At 44.2% G+C, this 19,375-nt stretch carries 19 protein-coding genes; 11 read left to right on the top strand and 8 right to left on the bottom strand.

What is annotated here, in order from left to right; all coding sequences use genetic code 11:
- Positions 1-64 precede the first annotated feature (64 nt).
- Positions 65-3,154, bottom strand: coding sequence for a CotH kinase family protein (locus LOR49_RS01580; RefSeq protein ID WP_240374358.1), 3,090 nt, complete (start codon positions 3,152-3,154; stop codon positions 65-67).
- 187 nt (positions 3,155-3,341) lie between these two features.
- Between LOR49_RS01580 and LOR49_RS01575 the strand changes: the two genes are divergently transcribed.
- Positions 3,342-4,130, top strand: a complete 789-nt coding sequence (locus LOR49_RS01575) for a VTC domain-containing protein (RefSeq protein WP_240374357.1) — start codon at positions 3,342-3,344, stop codon at positions 4,128-4,130.
- Between the two features lie 192 nt (positions 4,131-4,322).
- Complete coding sequence (locus tag LOR49_RS01570) at positions 4,323-5,003, top strand: DUF4956 domain-containing protein (protein WP_240374356.1); 681 nt, start codon at positions 4,323-4,325, stop codon at positions 5,001-5,003.
- A gap of 352 nt (positions 5,004-5,355) precedes the next feature.
- On the opposite strand, the gene galU is transcribed toward LOR49_RS01570, so the two are convergent.
- A complete protein-coding gene (galU, locus tag LOR49_RS01565) occupies positions 5,356-6,237 on the bottom strand; it encodes a UTP--glucose-1-phosphate uridylyltransferase GalU (protein ID WP_240374355.1) in 882 nt (293 codons plus the stop codon).
- Between the two features lie 334 nt (positions 6,238-6,571).
- On the opposite strand from galU, the gene LOR49_RS01560 reads away from it, so the two are divergent.
- Positions 6,572-7,129: a transposase gene (locus LOR49_RS01560; RefSeq protein WP_240374352.1), complete on the top strand. Its 558-nt coding sequence runs from the start codon at positions 6,572-6,574 to the stop codon at positions 7,127-7,129.
- A 28-nt stretch (positions 7,130-7,157) separates the two neighbouring features.
- Positions 7,158-7,601 carry a single-stranded DNA-binding protein gene (locus tag LOR49_RS01555; RefSeq protein WP_275899447.1) on the top strand — a complete coding sequence of 148 codons (444 nt, stop codon included), beginning with the start codon at positions 7,158-7,160 and terminating at the stop codon, positions 7,599-7,601.
- A 553-nt stretch (positions 7,602-8,154) separates the two neighbouring features.
- Here LOR49_RS01555 and LOR49_RS17595 read toward each other — a convergent pair.
- The 5 genes from LOR49_RS17595 to LOR49_RS01530 form a co-directional block, all read right to left on the bottom strand.
- Positions 8,155-10,188: an S-layer homology domain-containing protein gene (locus LOR49_RS17595; RefSeq protein ID WP_240374347.1), complete on the bottom strand. Its 2,034-nt coding sequence runs from the start codon at positions 10,186-10,188 to the stop codon at positions 8,155-8,157.
- Between the two features lie 513 nt (positions 10,189-10,701).
- Entirely contained in the window at positions 10,702-11,445 is a 744-nt protein-coding gene (locus LOR49_RS01545) for a hypothetical protein (protein WP_240374345.1), read from the bottom strand.
- A 19-nt stretch (positions 11,446-11,464) separates the two neighbouring features.
- Positions 11,465-12,061 carry a hypothetical protein gene (locus LOR49_RS01540; RefSeq protein WP_240374338.1) on the bottom strand — a complete coding sequence of 199 codons (597 nt, stop codon included), beginning with the start codon at positions 12,059-12,061 and terminating at the stop codon, positions 11,465-11,467.
- A 3-nt stretch (positions 12,062-12,064) separates the two neighbouring features.
- Entirely contained in the window at positions 12,065-12,553 is a 489-nt protein-coding gene (locus tag LOR49_RS01535) for a VanZ family protein (protein WP_240374331.1), read from the bottom strand.
- Positions 12,554-12,558: 5 nt separating this feature from the next.
- Positions 12,559-12,714: a hypothetical protein gene (locus LOR49_RS01530; RefSeq protein ID WP_240374329.1), complete on the bottom strand. Its 156-nt coding sequence runs from the start codon at positions 12,712-12,714 to the stop codon at positions 12,559-12,561.
- Between the two features lie 623 nt (positions 12,715-13,337).
- Here LOR49_RS01530 and LOR49_RS01525 point away from each other — a divergent pair.
- Positions 13,338-13,577 carry a DUF362 domain-containing protein gene (locus tag LOR49_RS01525; protein ID WP_240374327.1) on the top strand — a complete coding sequence of 80 codons (240 nt, stop codon included), beginning with the start codon at positions 13,338-13,340 and terminating at the stop codon, positions 13,575-13,577.
- A gap of 499 nt (positions 13,578-14,076) precedes the next feature.
- Here the strand turns inward: LOR49_RS01525 and LOR49_RS01520 are convergent, their stop codons facing one another.
- Entirely contained in the window at positions 14,077-14,571 is a 495-nt protein-coding gene (locus LOR49_RS01520) for a MogA/MoaB family molybdenum cofactor biosynthesis protein (RefSeq protein WP_240374325.1), read from the bottom strand.
- 157 nt (positions 14,572-14,728) lie between these two features.
- On the opposite strand from LOR49_RS01520, the gene moaA reads away from it, so the two are divergent.
- The 6 genes from moaA to moaD all read left to right on the top strand — a co-directional run bounded on the left by moaA (position 14,729) and on the right by moaD (position 19,375).
- Positions 14,729-15,751 (top strand): GTP 3',8-cyclase MoaA, encoded by a 1,023-nt coding sequence (gene moaA / locus LOR49_RS01515; RefSeq protein WP_420830384.1) that lies wholly within the window; start codon positions 14,729-14,731, stop codon positions 15,749-15,751.
- Between the two features lie 99 nt (positions 15,752-15,850).
- A complete protein-coding gene (locus LOR49_RS01510) occupies positions 15,851-16,870 on the top strand; it encodes a ThiF family adenylyltransferase (RefSeq protein ID WP_240374316.1) in 1,020 nt (339 codons plus the stop codon).
- Between the two features lie 30 nt (positions 16,871-16,900).
- Positions 16,901-18,193, top strand: coding sequence for a molybdopterin molybdotransferase MoeA (locus LOR49_RS01505; RefSeq protein WP_275899446.1), 1,293 nt, complete (start codon positions 16,901-16,903; stop codon positions 18,191-18,193).
- Positions 18,163-18,675 (top strand): molybdopterin-guanine dinucleotide biosynthesis protein B, encoded by a 513-nt coding sequence (mobB, locus tag LOR49_RS01500; protein WP_240374314.1) that lies wholly within the window; start codon positions 18,163-18,165, stop codon positions 18,673-18,675. The genes LOR49_RS01505 and mobB overlap by 31 nt, the downstream gene beginning before the upstream one ends.
- Positions 18,672-19,145, top strand: coding sequence for a molybdenum cofactor biosynthesis protein MoaE (locus LOR49_RS01495; protein WP_240374312.1), 474 nt, complete (start codon positions 18,672-18,674; stop codon positions 19,143-19,145). The genes mobB and LOR49_RS01495 overlap by 4 nt, the downstream gene beginning before the upstream one ends.
- Positions 19,142-19,375: a molybdopterin converting factor subunit 1 gene (gene moaD / locus LOR49_RS01490; RefSeq protein WP_240374310.1), complete on the top strand. Its 234-nt coding sequence runs from the start codon at positions 19,142-19,144 to the stop codon at positions 19,373-19,375. The genes LOR49_RS01495 and moaD overlap by 4 nt, the downstream gene beginning before the upstream one ends.

Here is a 19,375-nt window from a genome sequence, read left to right as displayed (position 1 = left end):
GATAGAGAGATTCATAGACACAAAAAAAAGACCCGCCGTCTTCCTCGGCAGGCCTTCTCATTTTCTATTCTTTCAACACCTCAAAGCTGTCCAGATGAATTCGCTCTCCTAATGACTTCTCATTTTTCTTCCCTGTCACGGTAATGGTCAGCGTATGCTCCTCATCTGTAAGTCCATCTGCAGTGAAAATGTCCTTGTGAAAAGCTGCTTCTTCGGAAAATGTATCTACTTCCGTCTGTTTGCCGTCGATTTCAACAGCGGCTATCCCCTGAGTTGGACCGGTATAGCCGTACCAGTGTATACCTGTCCCTTCAAAAGAGATCGTGATTGTATCTCCTGCAGTCTCACTGAAGGAAGCCGTGCCTTCAAAATGACGGTCATTTGCGCTTTCCTCCCACGTACCCGCGTATTGAGCAGCTGGGTGGCCATCGTTGTACACACGTGGTTCTGTTGCTGGATCTATAAGGTGTAAGCGCGCCATAGCGATCACTTCATCTTTTTTATTATGGATGGTGAGCAATCCTTCTCCGGCTTTTTCAGCAGTGAAAGTGCCCTTTTCTATTTTTCCAAGTGCAGGATTGCTGATAGAAGCATAAGCGCCTTCCTTGCTTACTTTCTTCGTCCAATTAAGTTTCTCACCTGTACGTAGACGAATCGTGTCTTTCGGGATCGGAATGCCAACAGCTTGGATCGTGCCAATCGCTTCTCCGCTGTTGTCCGAGATCGTAATTTCGGCATCCCCTGTTTCCGAGACCGAAAAGCGATTTTGTCTCTTGATGTCAACTTTCTTACTGGCGGACTCAAGAATCGCCGGCTTGCCGTCCACGCGGACCTCAAGCGGTGTATCAGCGGTGTAGGTTCCTGTCCACGTTCCATCCTTCACCGGTACGTCTTCTCCGTATACTTGTACGCGGTGTCCATCTTCAACAGAAAAAGTGAGTTCGGTTAGCCCTGACAAGCCAAAGTAATCGACTAAATGGGCGTACATATAATCGTCACGTACCTTGCCAAATTTCCGCATTACGTCGATATTTTTCTTCCACTTTTCAAGCGATTCCGGTTCGCCCCAACGTTTTATATTTTGGGCCATTTCTGGTTCATACATCGCTTCAAACTCGTCTAATAACTCGGTGACTCGTTTCTCATTAAAATTCGTGTTCAAGTAATGGGAGAACGTTCCCATAAATTGAGCCTGGAATTCCTCGTTTTTCAATAATGTCCTTAACAAATAAGTGGCCCAGTCCGGGTTCGGCCAACTCTGCCCCCCCTCCGCTGTCGCAAAATCGAGAGTATGGTGAGCAACCGTTTCATCCACTCCTTTGAGGCCAAAACCGAAGTCAAGGTCAAAAATAGTCCAACGCCATTTCCCGTTCGGCTTCTCCCGCCAATAGCGGTTGTTATTGGCCGGCCAGTCCAAATTTCTCGTGTAAATCTCCGCAATGTTGTAATCGATAAAGTTCTTCATATCCATCTGTTCGGTTACTTGCGCATACACTTGCGGGTCTGTAATGTCGTTATGTTCGATATAATCAAGCATCTTCTGATAATGACGATTATCCCCAACTCGTACACTGGCATTATTCTCTAAATACTCCAGGTTTTCTTCCTTAACGCCATATTTAAACTCAAAATAATGCTTATCAATCCGTTCACGCAAATTATAAACGCCCCAATATTTCCCGTTTAAATAAAGGTTTACCGGCCGGAATGCCTGCTTTTCTACGTCGAACCCTGTTAGTAATTCTTGTAAGAAAGCATCCCGGAATAACGTTTCATCCCAGTCGTTACCAGAATTCCGAATGAGAAGGCGATTGTATTCATTTTCTTCCTCCCCCGGAAAGAGAGGGTAACTAAATGTATTTTCCGAACTGTAGTCAGATCGGGCGTACAACCGGAACGATTTTTTCGGGTAATAGCGGCTCGTGTTCCCGTGCACTCGGACGCCGGCCTGTTGATGGATCATGTTTGTACCATCCGGGGCGTATATTTCCACACTTGCTTCCCTTTCCCAAAAGTCACCGCTTTGCGCGTAGTTAGCGGTCTCCTCCGGGGTCTCTGCGCTTTCATCGTATTGAGAACCTTGCGCGTATATGCCAGTCGCTTCATTAAAAAAGTGCTCCGGGTCTGCTGAAATCGATACAACCGGGATTGTACTTTTTTCCCCGATCACATACGTATTCCCTTTCGTTTGTCCGGGATTCCCATAGCGATCGAAAAATTTAGCTTTTATTACAGTTGGCTTTTTAACGGTAATTGGTTTTGTATATTCTCTAGATTCTTCCGACGGTTCACTGCCATCGAGTGTGTATCGAATTGTTCCCTCGGCACCAATTAATTGTCGGAGCTGGATCGTTTGGGGTGATTCGTATTGCCCGCCCTTTTTGTTAAACACAACGGCAAGGTCAGGTGCATCAATATCCATTTTCTCAATCTGGTCATACAGAGGAACAAAATCTTCCAAATCCACTCCCGGATTACCAGTCACATACAGTCGTTTATGTAAATGCGGCAACGAGAGAATGGGGGAAAAGTCTTCTATCCTATTATTACGGAGATTCACATCTTCTAATTTCGTTAGCTTACGAAGCACGTTGATATTTTTAATATTATTGTTCCGGGCATTAAGTACCCGTAATTGCTCCATGTTCGCAAGCGGCTGTAAAGACTCAATCCGATTGCCACGAATGTTAAGATCTGTTAACAATACCAACTCTGAAAGCGGCTCCACATCCTTAATTCGAGTATCGCGGATATCTAAGGTTTGCATTCGCTTTAGAGGCTGCAGTGCATCGACCTTTTTGATCGGATTATCACGAAGGTTCAGATGTTCTAAATAAACAAGATCGGCAAGCGGTTCGATGTTGTCAATTCGATTCCCTTCTAGATTCAGGTCTCGAAGGGTAACAAAATCCTCCAGCCCCTCCAGTGACTCTATACCTCTATGGCTTAAATCCAAGGAGTCAATCTGCTGTAAATCCTCCCGCCTCAATGTTCCTTTTTTCTTATCCAACGCTTCCCGAACAGCGAGTTCTAAGTTTTCATCCATAAAATGTACATCACTCTCATTTGAAATATAAAATGCTACGATCCCGATAGCCAGTGCAATAGGTATCAGCAGCAGTGCTGTCACTTTTTTACTTTTGCTAGTAGACAATACTAGGTCCCTGCCTTTCTCTTTCCCTAGTCAAAAAAAATAGACCAGACTTATTATAGCAGAATGACGCTATTTCAGACAGTTTTCTTCACTTGAATTGGAAACAACCTATGCGATGACATTCGTCTCCTGCAAGTGATATAATGAAAACAATGTGAAGAAAATAGATGAGAAGGTGGTGAAGGGCGTGCAGGCGCGTGAGATTTTTCAACGGTATGAATTAAAGTATTTAATCCCATTTGATAAATATAAAGCGATTGCCAAAGAACTTACAACAGGCGATAAAATGAGGTACGATAAATTTGGCGATGGTTTCGGCTGCTATAACATTGTCAGTCTTTATTTCGATTCAGACGACAAAAAAATTTACTATGAAACTCGTAATAAACTGCGGTTCCGCCAAAAGCTGCGTCTCCGTGTTTATGATAACGCCACTTTGGACAGCCCTTCTTTTTTAGAAGTGAAGAAGAAATTCAACAAAGTTGTTAACAAAAGGCGGACCAAATTAAAATTGGCGGATGCCTATGAATATTTGAAAGCAGATAACAAAAGCGGACCGTTAGATATGTATCAACCTTCCAACTTGCAAATTATGAATGAGGCAGAAGCATTTCGTTCCTTGTACAGCCTAACTCCCCGCGTCGTTGTCAGCTATGACCGTCAAGCCTTTCACGGAGTAGAGGACTCCGATCTCCGGGTTACGTTCGATTATAATCTAATGGCACGGGATAATAATCTGCGGATTGAAGACGGACCTGAAGGCATTCACTTCGTGGATCCAAACCTGGTTGTGATGGAAGTAAAAGTTTCGCAAAGCGTTCCTTTCTGGCTGGCAAGATTGCTTAGCGACTTTGAGTGCCCGCGGCAGAGCGTCTCTAAGTTCTGCACGAGTATCGATCTCATGGAAGAGCTGGCGTCTCATGGTGCAGCCGGAACGCAGCAAAAGAAAACACCTGCCCCCTCGATGATTATCTAATTGAGCGCGTGTGCTAAGAAAGTGCCTGTTGCTAGAAAGCCGCGTTCTCTCTATAATATAATATGGTTGAAGTTAGACAGGTTAGGGACAATGTTTGTATAGTAGTATGAATGCAGAGTTACAGCCTATCCTGCTGGCTCTGCTTACTTTTTGTTAAAACATCCCTTATTTTAATGTTGAGGAGAATATCGAATGAGCCAGTTTATGGATGAAATCAGCAACGTTTCAGACTTAACGACGAAAGCTGCTGTAGTGGAAGGACTCGCAGCTATAATACTTAGCTTTGTCTTAAGTTTATTCATTACGTACGTGTACAAAAAAACACATAAGAGCGGGCGCTACTCTCAGTCTTTCGTACACACGATCATCATTATGTCGGTCGTTGTCGCTATCATTATGATTGTGATCGGAAATAACATTGCGGTTGCGTTTGGTCTCGTCGGGGCTTTTTCAATCATCCGCTTCCGCAGCGCCATGAGCGACCCGAAAGACATTGCTTTTATCTTTTTCGGTATGGCAGCCGGTATTTCCTGCGGTCTGGGCTTCTACGTGCTCTCGATCTTGTTTACCGTCGTTTTATCTGTGTTAATCTATATTCTTTTTGCTTTTGATTACGGCGGCATTAAAAGTTCCTATAAGTCTTTAAAAATTACGATTCCTGAGAACATGCATTATGAGAATGTTTTTGATGATATCTTCGAAGAGTATCTGGACTATCACCAGTTGAACATGGTCGAAACAACCAACCTCGGCACGATGTACCAGCTCACCTATTTAATTGCCAAAAAAGAAAACGTAACAGACAAAGACCTGATGGATGCGATCCGCGAAAGAAATGCTAACTTAAAAGTAGCGGTCGGCATGGTCAATTAAACACAGCAAGAAAGCTTCCTATCTCCTTTATATGGATTGCAGCAGGTGGGGGAAGCACTTATAAAACAGGAAGAAGCGGTGGTCCAGCCGTGAGCGGTCTCATGGACGCTTGATAAGACCAACAACCAGAGCGCTCACTGAATAAATGGTCTTATGAACGCCTTATAAGACCAAAAATAGCGGGAGCCTAGCCCATTTTGGTCTTTTGGACGGCTCTGAACTAAGCCCGCGAGACCATATACTGTAAAAAACCGCAAATTAAAAGGTTCCGGTCATCGCTAAACGATGGTCGGAACCTTTTTTTTATGATCTTCGGCAAGTTCGTGCTGCCCTGTTTCCGAGTGCTTCAGCTTCACTTGTCTTGTTCTGCGAGCGTTTGTTTTACGTAATCCAAAAGCGGTTCGCGTAAGTCATCCCGCTGAAGGGCAAAGTCTATGGTTGCCTTTATAAAGCCAAACTTATCACCAACATCATGCCGCACACCGCCAAATTGATAGGCTAAAACGGCTTGGGTTTCATTTAATTTTTTTATCGCATCCGTCAGCTGGATTTCATTTCCGGATCCAGGCGGAAGGTTGTGTAAGATATCGAATATTTCCGGACGGAGTACGTAGCGGCCCATAATGGCCATATTCGAAGGTGCCTCTGCCAAGCCGGGTTTCTCAACCAGGTCGCGCAAATGGATGACACCAGGTTCAATGTCGTTACCTTTTGGCGAGACGATTCCGTATTTTGACACATCCTCATCGGGCACTTCCTGCACACCGACAACGGAAGAATGATAACGCTCAAATGTATCAATCAATTGTTTCAAACATGGCGTCTCCGATTTAACGATGTCATCCCCAAGCAATACTGCAAACGGTTCATCACCGACAAAGCGGCTCGCACAAGCGATAGCATGACCAAGACCGCGCGGTTCCTTTTGGCGGATATAATGAATGTTAGCCATGTTGGAGATCGCCTGTACCTCTTCCAGCAAGCTCCATTTTTCCTTTTTTGCCAACGTTTCTTCCAATTCATAGGATTTATCGAAATGATCCTCCATGGCCCGCTTTCCGCGCCCGCTAACGATAATAATATCTTCAATTCCCGAATCTATCGCTTCTTCTACAATATATTGAATCGTTGGCTTATCTACAATAGGCAGCATTTCTTTCGGCTGGGCTTTCGTTGCCGGTAAAAATCTTGTCCCCAAGCCGGCTGCCGGAATAATTGCTTTTCTAACTCTCACGTCGTGACTCCTCCCAATTGAAGCATTTAATTTACTATGTAAGGAAATACAGACAGTACTCTCTCCCACTACTCTCATTATAGCGTTGCCACTCTCCCTGTCAAAAAATAGCTGACATTAATTTGATGGAACTTTATAAAATATTGTGGGATTTTGCGGGAGGTCTGACATCTCATATTATTGCCGCATGTATAAAGATGTTTTTATTGGAATAATCTGCTATATTTAAGATAACTTACAAGAAAGGAGGACCAGTGTCATTCGTTTCATCCCCAAGTAGTTCCCCTTTTTTACCTTTCTTATTTTCCTTCGTATGAAAGAGGTGGTAATCACCGTGCCCCGTGAGCAGCAATTCTGGTTTCCTGGCACTACTTATTATATTAAAGCACGCGGCGTAAGAGATTTAAGGATTTTTCTTGATTACAAAGACTATGCCCACTACGTGTATCTTCTCACAAAAATGAAGGCGGAGTGCGATTTTGATGTACACGCCTATGCCCTTCTCCCAAATGAGATCCACCTTCTCCTTGAAACCATTTCCCAAAAAACATCGATCATTATGCAACGGCTGCAAACGGGTTACGCGATGTACTTTAATCGTCGCCACCGTTTAAAGGGCCACGTTTTTAACGGTCGTTACGCCGCTGAGTTAGTAAAAGACGAAACACATTTTTTTGAATCAAGCCGGAACATCCACCTCACCCCTTTACAGGAAAAGTTGGTGACAGACTTACATGATTACCGATGGTGCAGTGCACGCGACTACCTAACTCCTCAACCAGAAGACACTCCCAATCACCCTGTGCTGACGCTTGACCGAACACTCCGCCTCTTTCCCTCTCCAAAACACAACTTTTACCATGAATTTATTCATCAGCCACTGCAGAAGTAATACATTCACTTTCGAAAGGAGCTCTTCTATGTTTAACCAGGTAACGCTCGTCGGTCGCTTCACTCGTGATCCCGAACTAACCTATACGAAAGACGGGACCCCGGTGTGTAATTTCACCTTAGCTGTACAGCGATCTTTTCGTAATATGCACGGCGATTTTGATGCCGATTTTATCCCGGTCACCACATGGCGGAAACAAGCTGAAAACACCGCAGCCTACTGTCACAAAGGGGCGCTCGTCGGCATAAATGGCCGTATTCACAGTAGAATCTATGAAAACAAAGACCAAAAGCGTGTCCAGGTGATTGATGTCAATGCAGACCAGGTTCGCTTTTTGAAATTAAATCCTCCTCAAAGTGCTACGCATACCGAAACTGCTTCTTCTCCAACGCAAGAAGTTCCTCTCGAACCGACACAACCGCCTGCCGCAAACCCATCCCCTTCCCACCAAGAAGAAGAGATCCCCTTTTAACCCACTAAAAAACGGATTAAAATTCTTTCCTCTCCTTCCCCCCTCATTACTGCCGGTCTACCTATGACCGGCAGTTTTTTTTGTTAATTCGGTTTCATGACGAACCCTGTCCTCCTATGACGTCGCTATTTTGCTGAGAACACTTTTTCATAGTGCCATTTGGACACTAGGGTGTCTCTATTTCCCCCGCTGACCTAGTATGCAACGTCATAGGCTCCCAATGACGTCTTTGTTTTCAATTTGATAGTTTTTCAAGGCCTCATTCACTCCCTATGATGATGCTATTTTTCTATCAGCACTTTTTCACGACTCCATTCGCCTGCTTTGAGGTCGTTATTTCTCTGTCTATACATTTTCATGACTCCATATGAGCTTGATGAGGTCTCTATTTGCCCCACTTCTCCATGTCACTACTACCACTCCCCTTTACGTTGTCGTTATTGTCGGTAGTGTCAATTTATGTTACATCATAGAAAAACAATGCTTCTTTAAACAATGCAAAAACCCTCCTGACACATCAGCCATGTCAGGAGGGTTTTTATATTGTAATGGATTAATTCATAAACTCAACGAATGTTAAGTACTCGTGAAGCATTTTTGCCATTTGGGCCCTGGTTGTTCCGACTTTCGGGTCAAAGATCGTTCCATTTTCGCGGCCGTCAATGACACCAGCCTGCATCAACAGTTCAACCTCGTCTTTGGCCCAGTCACCAATTCTCTCTTTGTCTGTAAAGGAATCAATGCTGCGATCTTTATCTAATTTGCCGTGATCAAAAACAATGATCTCCATCGCGCGTGCAAGCATAGCAGCCGCCTGCTGGCGAGTAACAGATTCATTTGGCGCGAACGTACCGTCTTTACGGCCTTGGATAATGCCTTGTTCAATGGCCGGTTGAATTTCATCCGTGAACCAGTCATCCGCATCAACGTCTGTGAACTCACCGTTATATTCGCCTTCTGCAGAAAGACCAAGCGAGCGGACGATTAAAGCCGCAAATTGGGCACGGCGCATTTCTTCACCAGGCGCTACCGTGTTGTCAGAGCGTCCCTGGAAAATAAAACGAGAAGCCAGCTTATCAAAATAATCCTCTGCCCAGTAATCAACCGGGATATCTGCAAATTTCTTTTCATGTTCCACGACAACGTATTTACTGAAATGCTGTGTTTTAAAGGTAGCCTTACTACCCTTGATTATGGTAGGAGCCGCAGTAAAGTCATCACTTTCGTCATCCAGTCGAAGAACTACCGAATTCTTCGCATCGAAAGTGTCTTCCCCTTTGATCGTCCGGGCAATGTGTTTATCAAAACGAGTCAGCGGTTTCTCTTCGCCGTTGACAAGGACACTGACTTCAAACTCGACGATAGGAGTCTTTGTATTTAAATCTTTCTTCTCCAATACATCAGCGCCAGCTTTCGTCTCATTGATTGCTACGCGAATAGCTGCCTCTTCTTCTGTTTGAACCAATGCGGAAACCGGCAGTTGAACCGTAGCTTCAGCCGCTTCAATTTCCACAAATGAACCTTCCGCTTTAGTTTCAATCGCTTTCACCGCTTCCATCGGCAGGCGAATCTCGCTCATGGCACCTTTAGACTTCTCCACGGCGAAACGGATGGTATCAATACTATCCTGCTTATCTAAAAACGAAGTAAGCTTATCGGTATCAACGTTATGAATAACACGCTCCACACCATCTTCGCCAGTCACCTGCTCCGGCTCGGTAACATTGTCAGGTGACTCCACAACACCACTGTCTTGGTCATCGTCATCACTATCAGTCGGTGGAGTATCACTACCTCCGCCGCCACCAGAACCTCCAGAGCCACCGGAACCTCCTCCAGATCCGCCTGAGCCACCGGATCCCGAATCGGAATCATCAGAACCTATAATGGATCGAATCAACCCGTTTTTAATGTTATTTTTATAATGTCCATCTGGATCGACTTTTTCTTCTAAAGACGTTTGTATATTAAATAAGCCCTCTATTCCAATCCCTAAGTTATCTGTAAGTATCCCATCGTATTTACTTTCGTCTTTTGCGGTTTGCTTTATAGCCTTTTGCGTAGCTTCCTCTATATTAAAACCATTACCTGCCTTTATCGAGTCTAAAATTTCGTCTTTTACATTTTCCTCAAAAGTAGAAAAGATCTCTAAAAGATTTTCAAAGGAAAGATTGCCCTTGAAAATTTCATAGAATGTTTCATCATAGTCTTCTTTATATTCACCGATATCACTTTTGATAACTTCTTTATCTGTTTCTGTTGTTATAAGTAGTAGTGTGAGGTCTTTTACAGCATCATCTATGTTGATCTCTTCATCAACTTGTACGGACCCTAAAATCGTTTCCCACTGGTTATCAGATAAATTAACAACGTTATTTCTGACTTTTTTAATCTCAGCTTTTTCCTTGCTCTTCAATTCCTTATTGACTTTCACTAATTTGCTAACTAATTGATCGACATCTTGATTCTCTGCCGCTTGTGTTACGGATGGCCCAAAAACAGGAATGTTCACAGCAAATGGTGTTGCCACAAGTGCTGTAGCTAACATAACTTTTATGACTTGTTTACTATAAGGGTATTTCTTCACGCTATTACTCACCTCTCCATTATATTTTGTATGTATATACCTAATATTACCATTAACCTGCCTAAGAGTGAAACAATTTAAAATATTTTAATCAAGATAGATTAATAGACTTACTCCGGACTTCTCCTTGCTGGATCGTCAAACGTTGAGAAGCAAGCTAAACCTTACTTACTGGAATCAAGTTCAGAGGTGCCTTATTTCCGAACAGTTGTATAAAACAACTCAACATTATTCGTTAAAGCCTACATATATCTGTTGATTGTAACGGAAGGCGGCGACTCCTGCGTGCGTCGGCTAAAAACGGTCACGTCCTGTGACCAACACCGACACTAGAACGTCGTGTTCGTCGAAAGCAACAGCCGAAAATCCCGCAGGAGGCGAACTTTGCTTCCGAGGAAGTTGAGGCGTTGCCCGCGGAAAGCGTCCGCCTGCAGTGGAAATCAACCGCTCCATACTATACACTAATTGTTCGGGTGCCATTAACTGTATGTGAAAGTAACTCCTTTAACAAACCTATTGAACAAAGCTTTCTAACTCATCCCGTTTTGCTGCTTTTTTTCCTTCATAAATACTCTTGAATTTCGAAGCTTGAGAGGGGTTGTGTCCATTTCTTTCCAAATCACTCTTCAGCTGACTGTACGTGCTGTAAAACTCGCTGTCCGCTGTACTTTGTAAACTTGCTGCTTTGGATTTGTATTTTCCTTGATTAACACTCCCCTCATTCATATATTCCTCGTATGCTTGCTGAATCAGCCCGTTTAATTGGCTTTCATATTTGCCTTCCATTGCCCGGAATTCTGCTTCGTATTGGTTCATGATAGCATTTGCGCTTTGGTTGTTTGTGGCTGAAGGTTTACTAGATCCTGATGGGCTTGTACCGGTGGTGTTCGTTTGCTTTGTGCGGTCATCCTTGTTTTTTGCCGAGGATTCTGTTTTGTCGGCCGCATTCTTGGCCTTCTCCGTACGAGAGGTAGAGTTATTATCGCCGTCTGCGGCATCTTCGTTCTTTGTTTTGCTGTTAGCCGCGTCTTTTCCTGTTTTCCCGGTTTCTGAGGTTGCGTTGGGCGCTCCGGCTTCTGCCTTGTTTTCATTTTCCTCTGTATCCGCGGCATGCAGCTCGCTGTCTTTTCCTTTCGAGCTCCGGTCCACACCTTCGAGTTCCCCTTGCGTTTGTTCTACCTTATTATTAAATACCAATGTTCCCGTGACAGCAAGGACGACGAGCAAGGCTGCTCCTAAGCCGATCCACTTTTTCATCTTGCCCACTCCTTTCCGTTTAGGTGAAGCTTCGTAACGCGATTAATTCACGGATAAATGCGATACGTTTCGTTTCTTTTACGTTCTCGTATTCCCATTCGTATTCCCATGTATAAGATTCATCGTATCCTTCTTTGCGTAACGACTCCTTTAGCGCTTCCATTTGCGTTTCGAAAAGCTCGTCTAATTGGTTTTCCAGCTGATCCGCTTTCCCCCTATATTTATCAACAATATCTTTATGCACTTGCTTTTTCTCAGGAAGATGTTCTTGGTATTCCTTTCGTGCCTGCTGCAAGTAGTCCTCTAATTCACTTTTATACTTTTCATTAATCCGGACAAATTGATTGGCAAACGGTGCTGCCAATTCACTGGCCGGTGGAACTTCTGTCGTTTGTTCTTTATGTTCTTTACGCTCTGGTGTAGGCGGACGCTGTTTTTCCAGTACTTCTGCGGTGTTCTCTGTGTCTTGCGCTACTTTCTCCGTGCTTGGCGCTGCAGATGACACATTGGTTAATTCCGCGTTTACTTGTTCGCTTTGCTTCTGCCAATGCCACCAACCGAACGATCCAATCATTATCGTCATCCCCACTATTAGGAGGGAAAGCCAACGTCCCATGGCTCATCTTCCTTTCGTTTTTCTTCGGTGCCGGTAAAAGATGAGGACCATCACAGCAAGTGCACCCCCACTCATATCGAGGACAACATCCTGCCAGAGGCCTGTCCGATCCGGGTGAAAAAAGTGACGAACTTCATCCACTACGGCAAACAGTGTGATAAACAAAAAAGCCAACGCCAGCTTTTGGTGAAATTTGAGCCGGTACGGCGTCAAAGCAACATACGCACAAACTGTCATGAATCCATAGATCAGAACATGCGTACCTTTACGAATGAAAAATTCAATAAAACCAGCCACACCTTTTTCTTCTATACTGACCGTTCCGGAGGAGTATGTAAACGTCACATCACCAACTATTTTTTCCAGCCAAGCGATCGGCAGCATATGAAGGTAACCGCGTAAATCCTGCTGTTCATAAGACATCGAAGAAGCGACAACGAGAATCCCCGCCACGAACAGAAGGGGGATTACTGTTTTAATTTTTTTGTTCACACAAGTTAACCTTCTCGCGGTTCATTTTGGTAGTCTGTGTAAATTTGTCGTAATTTACAAGAGAGGTCGTAGATGACTTGTTCTGTAGTCTTAGTGGGATTGTTCTCTGACTCGGTTAAAATTTCCTGCATGAGCGCCGTGATTTGTTTTCTTTTCTCCACGAAAAATCCCCCTTCACGAACTTTCTATATCATATCGTTCTTTTCCCTTGTATGTGTAAAAATTCACTCGTTAACTTAAATAGCAACTCGAAAAATAAAAAAGGGTGTTTGTTTTTTCGAAACTGAAAAGAGCGTCGGGCGGCGACTCCAGCGGGAAAAGCAACAGCTGAAGATCCCGCAGTGAGCGATCTTCGCTCACGAGGAAGCTGAAGCGTTGCCCGCGGAAAGCGTCCGCCCAGAGCGAATGGAAGTTAGCTGCAAATGTGCAACAATAGAGTTTTGAAAGCACACATTATTTAAAAGTCAATTCAAGAAAAATTTGACGAATGCTTTTCCCTTTTTATCATTGACAATAATTGTATAGTTATTTCTGCTTTTTTCCAAGAGTTAATACGGTGTTTTCGACAAAAATTAAAAATAAGTACATTTTCTACCTCGGAATTTCCCTTGATATTTGTTAAAATAAACGTATAAAGGAAGCATGATTATTTGCAAATCGGTTTCCTTTTAGTATAGTGGTTTCAGGGTATTATAAAATCCTGCCAAAAGCAGGTCTTTTTTAAATAATATGGATTGCACCATGAGTTTGTGACACATGGGCTGTTAATAAGGAGGTGGAACGGATGGCTTTTGTTATTACCGAGCCTTGTATTGGAGAAAAAGCCGCCGACTGTGTAGATGTCTGTCCGGTTGATTGCATTGAAGAGGGAGACGATCAATTTTTTATTGATCCCGATGTTTGTATCGACTGCGGAGCTTGTATCGTCGTTTGTCCGGTGGAAGCTATCGTTGAAGATACAGAACTTACACCTGAGACGGAACCTTACCTGGAGAAGGCAAAAGAGTTTTTCGGCAGTAACTAAATAGGTAGCGTTTTAAAAAAAGTCCGGTTTTTTTAAAAAACTGGACTTTTTTATGGTTAAAATTGTGGAGAGCGGGTATATAAATACTACCCCACCCCCATACCTCTTATAGATGGGCATTGTGGAAGTTTTTCACAGTGCCCGAAATGGTTTCAACCATTTCTTTTACAGCTGCCAGCTTAACACGCCGGCAGCTGTTTTTATGTAAAAAACCCGACGTGTATGACGTTGTGAAATAGGATTGCCGCAGAAATAGCAACGTCATACAAGGCTAATGACGCCACAAAAAAGGATGGGAGATACAATAGCGACTTCATTGAGCATGTATGACGTCGTGAAAAGATACTATTTACAATATAACGGCATCATTGAAAGCATATGGAGTCGCAAAAAGGTGGAAACGTTGAAATAGCGACTTCATTGAGAGCAAATCATAGGATGGTTGCCGGGAAGTCTGTCCTGTTCCCGGGAGCGATGGTGTCAGCCCCCTTCCTTGACTTTATTTTTTCTGTATTTCTTCAATAAAGTGCGGGAGAATAGGAATAATTAATTCGTTGACACCGAGTCGGACTGCATTTGATGATCCAGGTAATGCAAATACAGCCTTTTCGTTAGCACTTCCTCCGACGGCACGGCTGAACATCGCCTTTGCTCCTATTTCATCGTAGCTTAGCATCCGAAATAATTCGCCGAAACCTTCCATTTCCTTTTCAAGAAGCCCGGAGACCGCTTCATACGTAACATCCCGCGGCGAAAAGCCAGTACCGCCGCTTAGGATAATGGCATGCAGGCTGTCACGGTCCAGCCACTTTTTCAGAAGGCTCTGCAGTTCTTTCAGGTCATCTTCCACAATGTCATACGCGACAACTTCATGCCCAGCTTCTTCCATCAGGTCGCGAATAATTTTTCCGCTTTTATCTGTCTCTTTCGTGCGGGTATCACTAACTGTTAGAACACCGATTTTTCCTTTAATATTCTCATTAGTTGGATGCATGTATTTTTGTCCTCCTTTATGCTTTTCTGTTACACTAAAGATAGTATTGATAGTCATATTTTCTATACTAGCATTATTTTTATCAGTAGCAACTTAACTTCCTTGGCTACCTCTAAGCAAGGGTTTTATAGAATTTTCGGTTTCTCTTAAGGAGGAGATGACCATGACGTATTCTCACACGACGGACAAGTTAAACCGGCCCTTAAGAGACTTGCGAATCTCGGTGATTGATCGTTGCAATTTCCGCTGTACGTACTGTATGCCTGCGGAGGTTTTTGGCGATGATTATCCGTTTATGCCAGAATCTGAGCTACTCTCATTTGCAGAAATTACTACGCTTGCAGAACAGTTTGCCGAATTGGGCGTAGAAAAAATAAGACTTACCGGCGGAGAACCTCTATTGCGGCGGAACCTGTCTTCCTTAATTGAACAATTAGCAACTGTTCCGGGGATTGAAGATATTGCGCTGACTACAAATGGTGTTCTACTCGTTCATCAGGCAGAAAAATTAAAGAAGGCAGGGCTGGAGCGAGTGAATATAAGTCTTGATGCGATAGACGAGAAAGTGTTTCAAAAAATGAACGGTCGCAATTTTAAACCAGATGCTGTTCTCAAAGGTATTGATGCCGCATTGGCTGCCGGTCTCCAAGTCAAAATCAACATGGTCGTAAAAAAAGGCGAGAATGATGATCAAATTATTCCACTGGCCACTTATTGTAAGGAACGTGGAATCACTCTTCGCTTTATCGAATTTATGGACGTCGGTCAAACAAACGGATGGGACTTCTCCCATGTTGTTACAAAAAAAGAAATCCACGATAAATTGACACGTATCGCCCCCCTTGTTCCGGTGGAAAAAGCATACTTTGGTGAAGTGGCCTCGCGCTACCGTTACGAAGAGACAGATGTTGAAGTGGGTTTCATCTCATCGGTTTCCGAAACGTTCTGCTCAAGCTGCACACGTGCGCGCATTTCTGCTGACGGGAAACTTTTCACCTGCCTTTTTGCAGAGAAAGGGCATGATCTCCGTGCACTCTTGCGTAAAGGGTATTCAAAAGAAGAAATCAAACAAGAAATCGATTCAATCTGGCAAAAGCGAACCGACCGATATTCCGATGAACGTACAGAGGAAACGGTAAAGAACCGTAAAAAGATTGAGATGTCTTATATCGGGGGATAGCAAGAAGAGGCGCAAGGAATTTTCCTGGCAAGGAGAAGCAATACTTGCGCCTTCGCTCTTAACATATACGTTATATTCATTCTCAGAGGAGGAATAAGGGTGGAAAGCCGTTACGCACGACAGGAACGTTTTCCGGGAATTGGATCACAAGGACAACAACGCCTTCAACAAAAACATGTACTGATTCTCGGCGCGGGGGCGCTTGGTAGTGCTAACGCGGAAATGCTCGTACGTGCAGGAGTCGGCACCCTGTCGATTATTGACCGCGACGTAGTGGAGTGGAGCAACCTGCACCGCCAGCAGCTGTATACCGAACAAGATGCCGAAAACCATACGCCAAAGGCATTAGCAGCAAAGGAACGGCTGCAACGTTTAAATAACGATACGGTCGTGAAAGCTTACGTATTAGATGCGAAAGCGGATAATCTGGAAAAGTTGATTCGTGACGTAGACGTCATTATTGACGGTTCTGACAACTTCGAGATTCGATTTATCATCAATGATCTTTGCCAAAAATACTCGTTGCCATGGATATTCGGTGCTTTTGCAGGAAGCTTTGGCATGACCTATACGTTTTTACCTGAAAAATCACCATGCCTTCATTGCCTTCTGCCCGTCCTTCCTAGCGGAGGAATGAGCTGTGAAACGTCTGGTATCATTTCACCGGCCGTGCAAATGACCGCTTCTTATCAAACAGCAGAGGCAATGAAGCTTTTAACAGGAAGAAACGAGGAAGTTAGAGAGTCACTTCTTCTTTTTGACGTTTGGAAAGCACAGCATCAGCTGATAAAAACAGCAGGCGTGAAAAAGACGAACTGTCCGTCCTGCGGCACCGAACGCACCTATCCTTATCTTGTAGAAGAACAGCACACAAAACTGGACGTTCTCTGCGGAAGGAATACGGTCCAAATCCGCCCTGCCGAGCCAAGATCATATAATTTTAAAGCACTGGCCGACACACTCCGTACACATGGGGAAGTCCGCCAAAACAATCACGTGCTGACATGTGCTTTCCCTGATTGCAAGTTGTCTGTTTTCCAGGATGGCCGCGTCCTCATTCATGGCACCCAAGAAATCGAGAAGGCAAAAAATCTCTACTATCGTTATTTAGCAAACTAAGGAATCAAATCACGGAAGGAGTTGAAGGAATTGGCAGTAGAAAAACGAACCCCCCTCCCGGTTTCCGATGCGGTTACCCGTGTAATGGAACACGTTCAACAACCACAGCTGGATTGGGTGAATATTGAGAATGCGTACGGCCGCTTTCTTGCACAGGATCTGACAGCTGATCACGATGTTCCTTCTTTTGACCGCTCTCCCTATGACGGTTTTGCCATTATTGCCGATAATAGTAAAAATGCTTCGCGCGAACAGCCCGTTACATTTGAAGTGATTGCGGAAATCGGAGCAGGTTCTGTGTATGACGAAGAAGTAAAAGACTTCCAAGCTGTCCGGATTATGACCGGTGCGAAAATTCCCGCGGATTGTAACGCGGTCGTCATGTTAGAGCTTGTTCATGAATTTCAAGAAAACAATAAAAAGTATATCAGTATAAAACGTCCGTTTCAGAGCGGCGACAACATATCGTTCCAAGGGGAAGATACAAAAAAGGGCACAGCGCTTGTAGAAAAAGGTACATATATTAACCCCGGAATTCACGCATTGCTCGCTACTTTTGGATACAGCAAGGTTCCCGTCGCGAAAAAACCAGTGATCGGCGTGATTGCGACAGGCAGTGAGCTTCTGGAAGTAAACGAACCCCTTTCTCCTGGTAAGATTCGGAACAGTAACGCCTACATGATCCTCGCTCAAATTGAAAAAGCAGGGGGCTCTGCTATTTATTTTGGTAAGTTGGCAGATGATTTCGATACCTGTTTACAGGCCGTTCAGGATGCTCTGGAGCAAGTGGACATTCTAATTACCACAGGCGGCGTTTCCGTCGGTGATTACGATTACGTTCCTGCCATTTTAAAAGAGTTGAATGCCGATGTCCTTTTTAATAAAGTTGCCATGCGTCCGGGAAGCGTTACAACCGTAGCGGCAATTGGCAGCAAATTATTCTACGGGCTGTCCGGGAATCCTTCTGCTTGCTATGTTGGTTTTGAATTATTCGCGCGACCAATCATCCGGCGTGCCTTGTTTTCAACTAAACCTCATCTGCGCAAGACAAAAGCGCTGTTAGGAGCGGACTTCCCAAAGCCGAATCCGTTTACGAGGTTTGTACGAGCTTCTCTTTCTGATGAAGACGGCAAATATGCAGCTGTTCCTGCCGGCTTGGATAAGTCTGGATCTGTAACTTCCCTCGCGGAGGCGGATGCATTCATTGTTCTCCCCGGTGGCACAAGAGGGTACAAAGAGGGCATGGAAGTTGATATTCTATTATTGGAAGACAAACAAGGAAGTGAGTGGCCATGGAACAACATTGTCCCGTCATACAGATAATTGGTTACCAGAACAGCGGAAAAACGACATTAATGGAGAAACTCATTCATAAAAGCACAGAGCATGGCCTGCAAACCGCGTCTATTAAGCATCACGGGCATGGCGGATACCCGGAAGAGGAATGGGTGGAAAAAGACAGCACCCGTCATAATCGTGCCGGTGCCTTTCTGTCTTCTGCAGAAGGGGACGGTAAGCTCTATTTACAAGCTTATCAAGAAAGCTGGACCTTAACAGAACTTGTTCGAATTTATGAACATTTTAATCCTGACGTCATTTTTGTAGAAGGGTATAAACAAGCAAGTTATCCGAAAATTGTCCTTCTCCGTGAGGCCGATGATGTTCCATTACTGCGAGACTGCTCGAATATCATCTGTGTCCTAGGAAGGGAAGACTTTTCTCAGGAAGCTGGCAATTTTCCGTTCTTCTCTACAACGGAAGAAGTGGTTGATTTTATTTTTCAAAAGGTGTTGGCATCCGTATGACAGAAAAAAAACGTTTTATTGTAACAGAGGAACCCATTTCTGTTGATGATGTGATTCATAAAGTCATTCGCCGGGAATGTGGGGCGATCACAACATTTTTAGGTACTGTACGAGAATTCACACATGGCAGACGCACCTTGCACCTTGAGTATCAAGCCTATAAAAGCATGGCGGAAAAGATGCTGGCTGATATCGACAAAGAAGTGAGCGAAAAATGGCCGGAAGCAATATCCGCGGTAACTCACCGCATCGGCCGCTTAGAGATTACGGATGCCGCAGTCGTGGTTGCTGTATCCTCCCCCCACCGACAAACAGCGTATGAAGCGAATCAATACATCATGGAACGCATTAAACAAATTGTTCCGATTTGGAAAAAAGAACATTGGGAGGACGGTACCTCATGGGTGGGAGATCAGTTAGGTACCACTTCCTATCCAGAAGGAAAGCCTCCCGAAAGGAGCTTCGAATGATTAAAGTGTTGTTTTTTGCTCGTTTGCAGGATGAAACAGGGAAAGAAAGTATCGAAGTCGATAAAACCAACATCACGGTGGATGACCTGAAGCAGCATTTAGAAGAAGAATACAACTTATCTTCTCTCTCCCACACCATGGTCGCCGTTAATGAAAACTACGCGGACGGCTCCACTACTTTAAAAGAGGGAGACACTCTTGCGCTTATTCCACCAGTGAGCGGCGGTTAG

The sequence above is a fragment of the Bacillus piscicola genome, from assembly GCF_022458745.1.
Lineage (GTDB): Bacteria > Bacillota > Bacilli > Bacillales > Marinococcaceae > Alteribacillus_A > Alteribacillus_A piscicola.
The sequence above is the reverse complement of the archived record's forward strand: the minus strand, read 5'-3'. Positions and strand labels throughout refer to the sequence as shown.

Excerpts from the sequence above, each read along its gene's own strand:
- LOR49_RS01540 (WP_240374338.1), bottom strand. The coding sequence starts at position 12,061 with ATGGGACGTTGGCTTTCCCTCCTAATAGTGGGGATGACGATAATGATT.
- moaD (WP_240374310.1), top strand. The coding sequence starts at position 19,142 with ATGATTAAAGTGTTGTTTTTTGCTCGTTTGCAGGATGAAACAGGGAAA.
- LOR49_RS01520 (WP_240374325.1), bottom strand. The coding sequence starts at position 14,571 with ATGCATCCAACTAATGAGAATATTAAAGGAAAAATCGGTGTTCTAACA.
- moaA (WP_420830384.1), top strand. The coding sequence starts at position 14,729 with ATGACCATGACGTATTCTCACACGACGGACAAGTTAAACCGGCCCTTA.
- mobB (WP_240374314.1), top strand. The coding sequence starts at position 18,163 with ATGGAACAACATTGTCCCGTCATACAGATAATTGGTTACCAGAACAGC.
- LOR49_RS01555 (WP_275899447.1), top strand. The coding sequence starts at position 7,158 with ATGTTTAACCAGGTAACGCTCGTCGGTCGCTTCACTCGTGATCCCGAA.
- LOR49_RS01495 (WP_240374312.1), top strand. The coding sequence starts at position 18,672 with ATGACAGAAAAAAAACGTTTTATTGTAACAGAGGAACCCATTTCTGTT.
- LOR49_RS01525 (WP_240374327.1), top strand. The coding sequence starts at position 13,338 with ATGGCTTTTGTTATTACCGAGCCTTGTATTGGAGAAAAAGCCGCCGAC.
- LOR49_RS01545 (WP_240374345.1), bottom strand. The coding sequence starts at position 11,445 with ATGAAAAAGTGGATCGGCTTAGGAGCAGCCTTGCTCGTCGTCCTTGCT.
- LOR49_RS01570 (WP_240374356.1), top strand. The coding sequence starts at position 4,323 with ATGAGCCAGTTTATGGATGAAATCAGCAACGTTTCAGACTTAACGACG.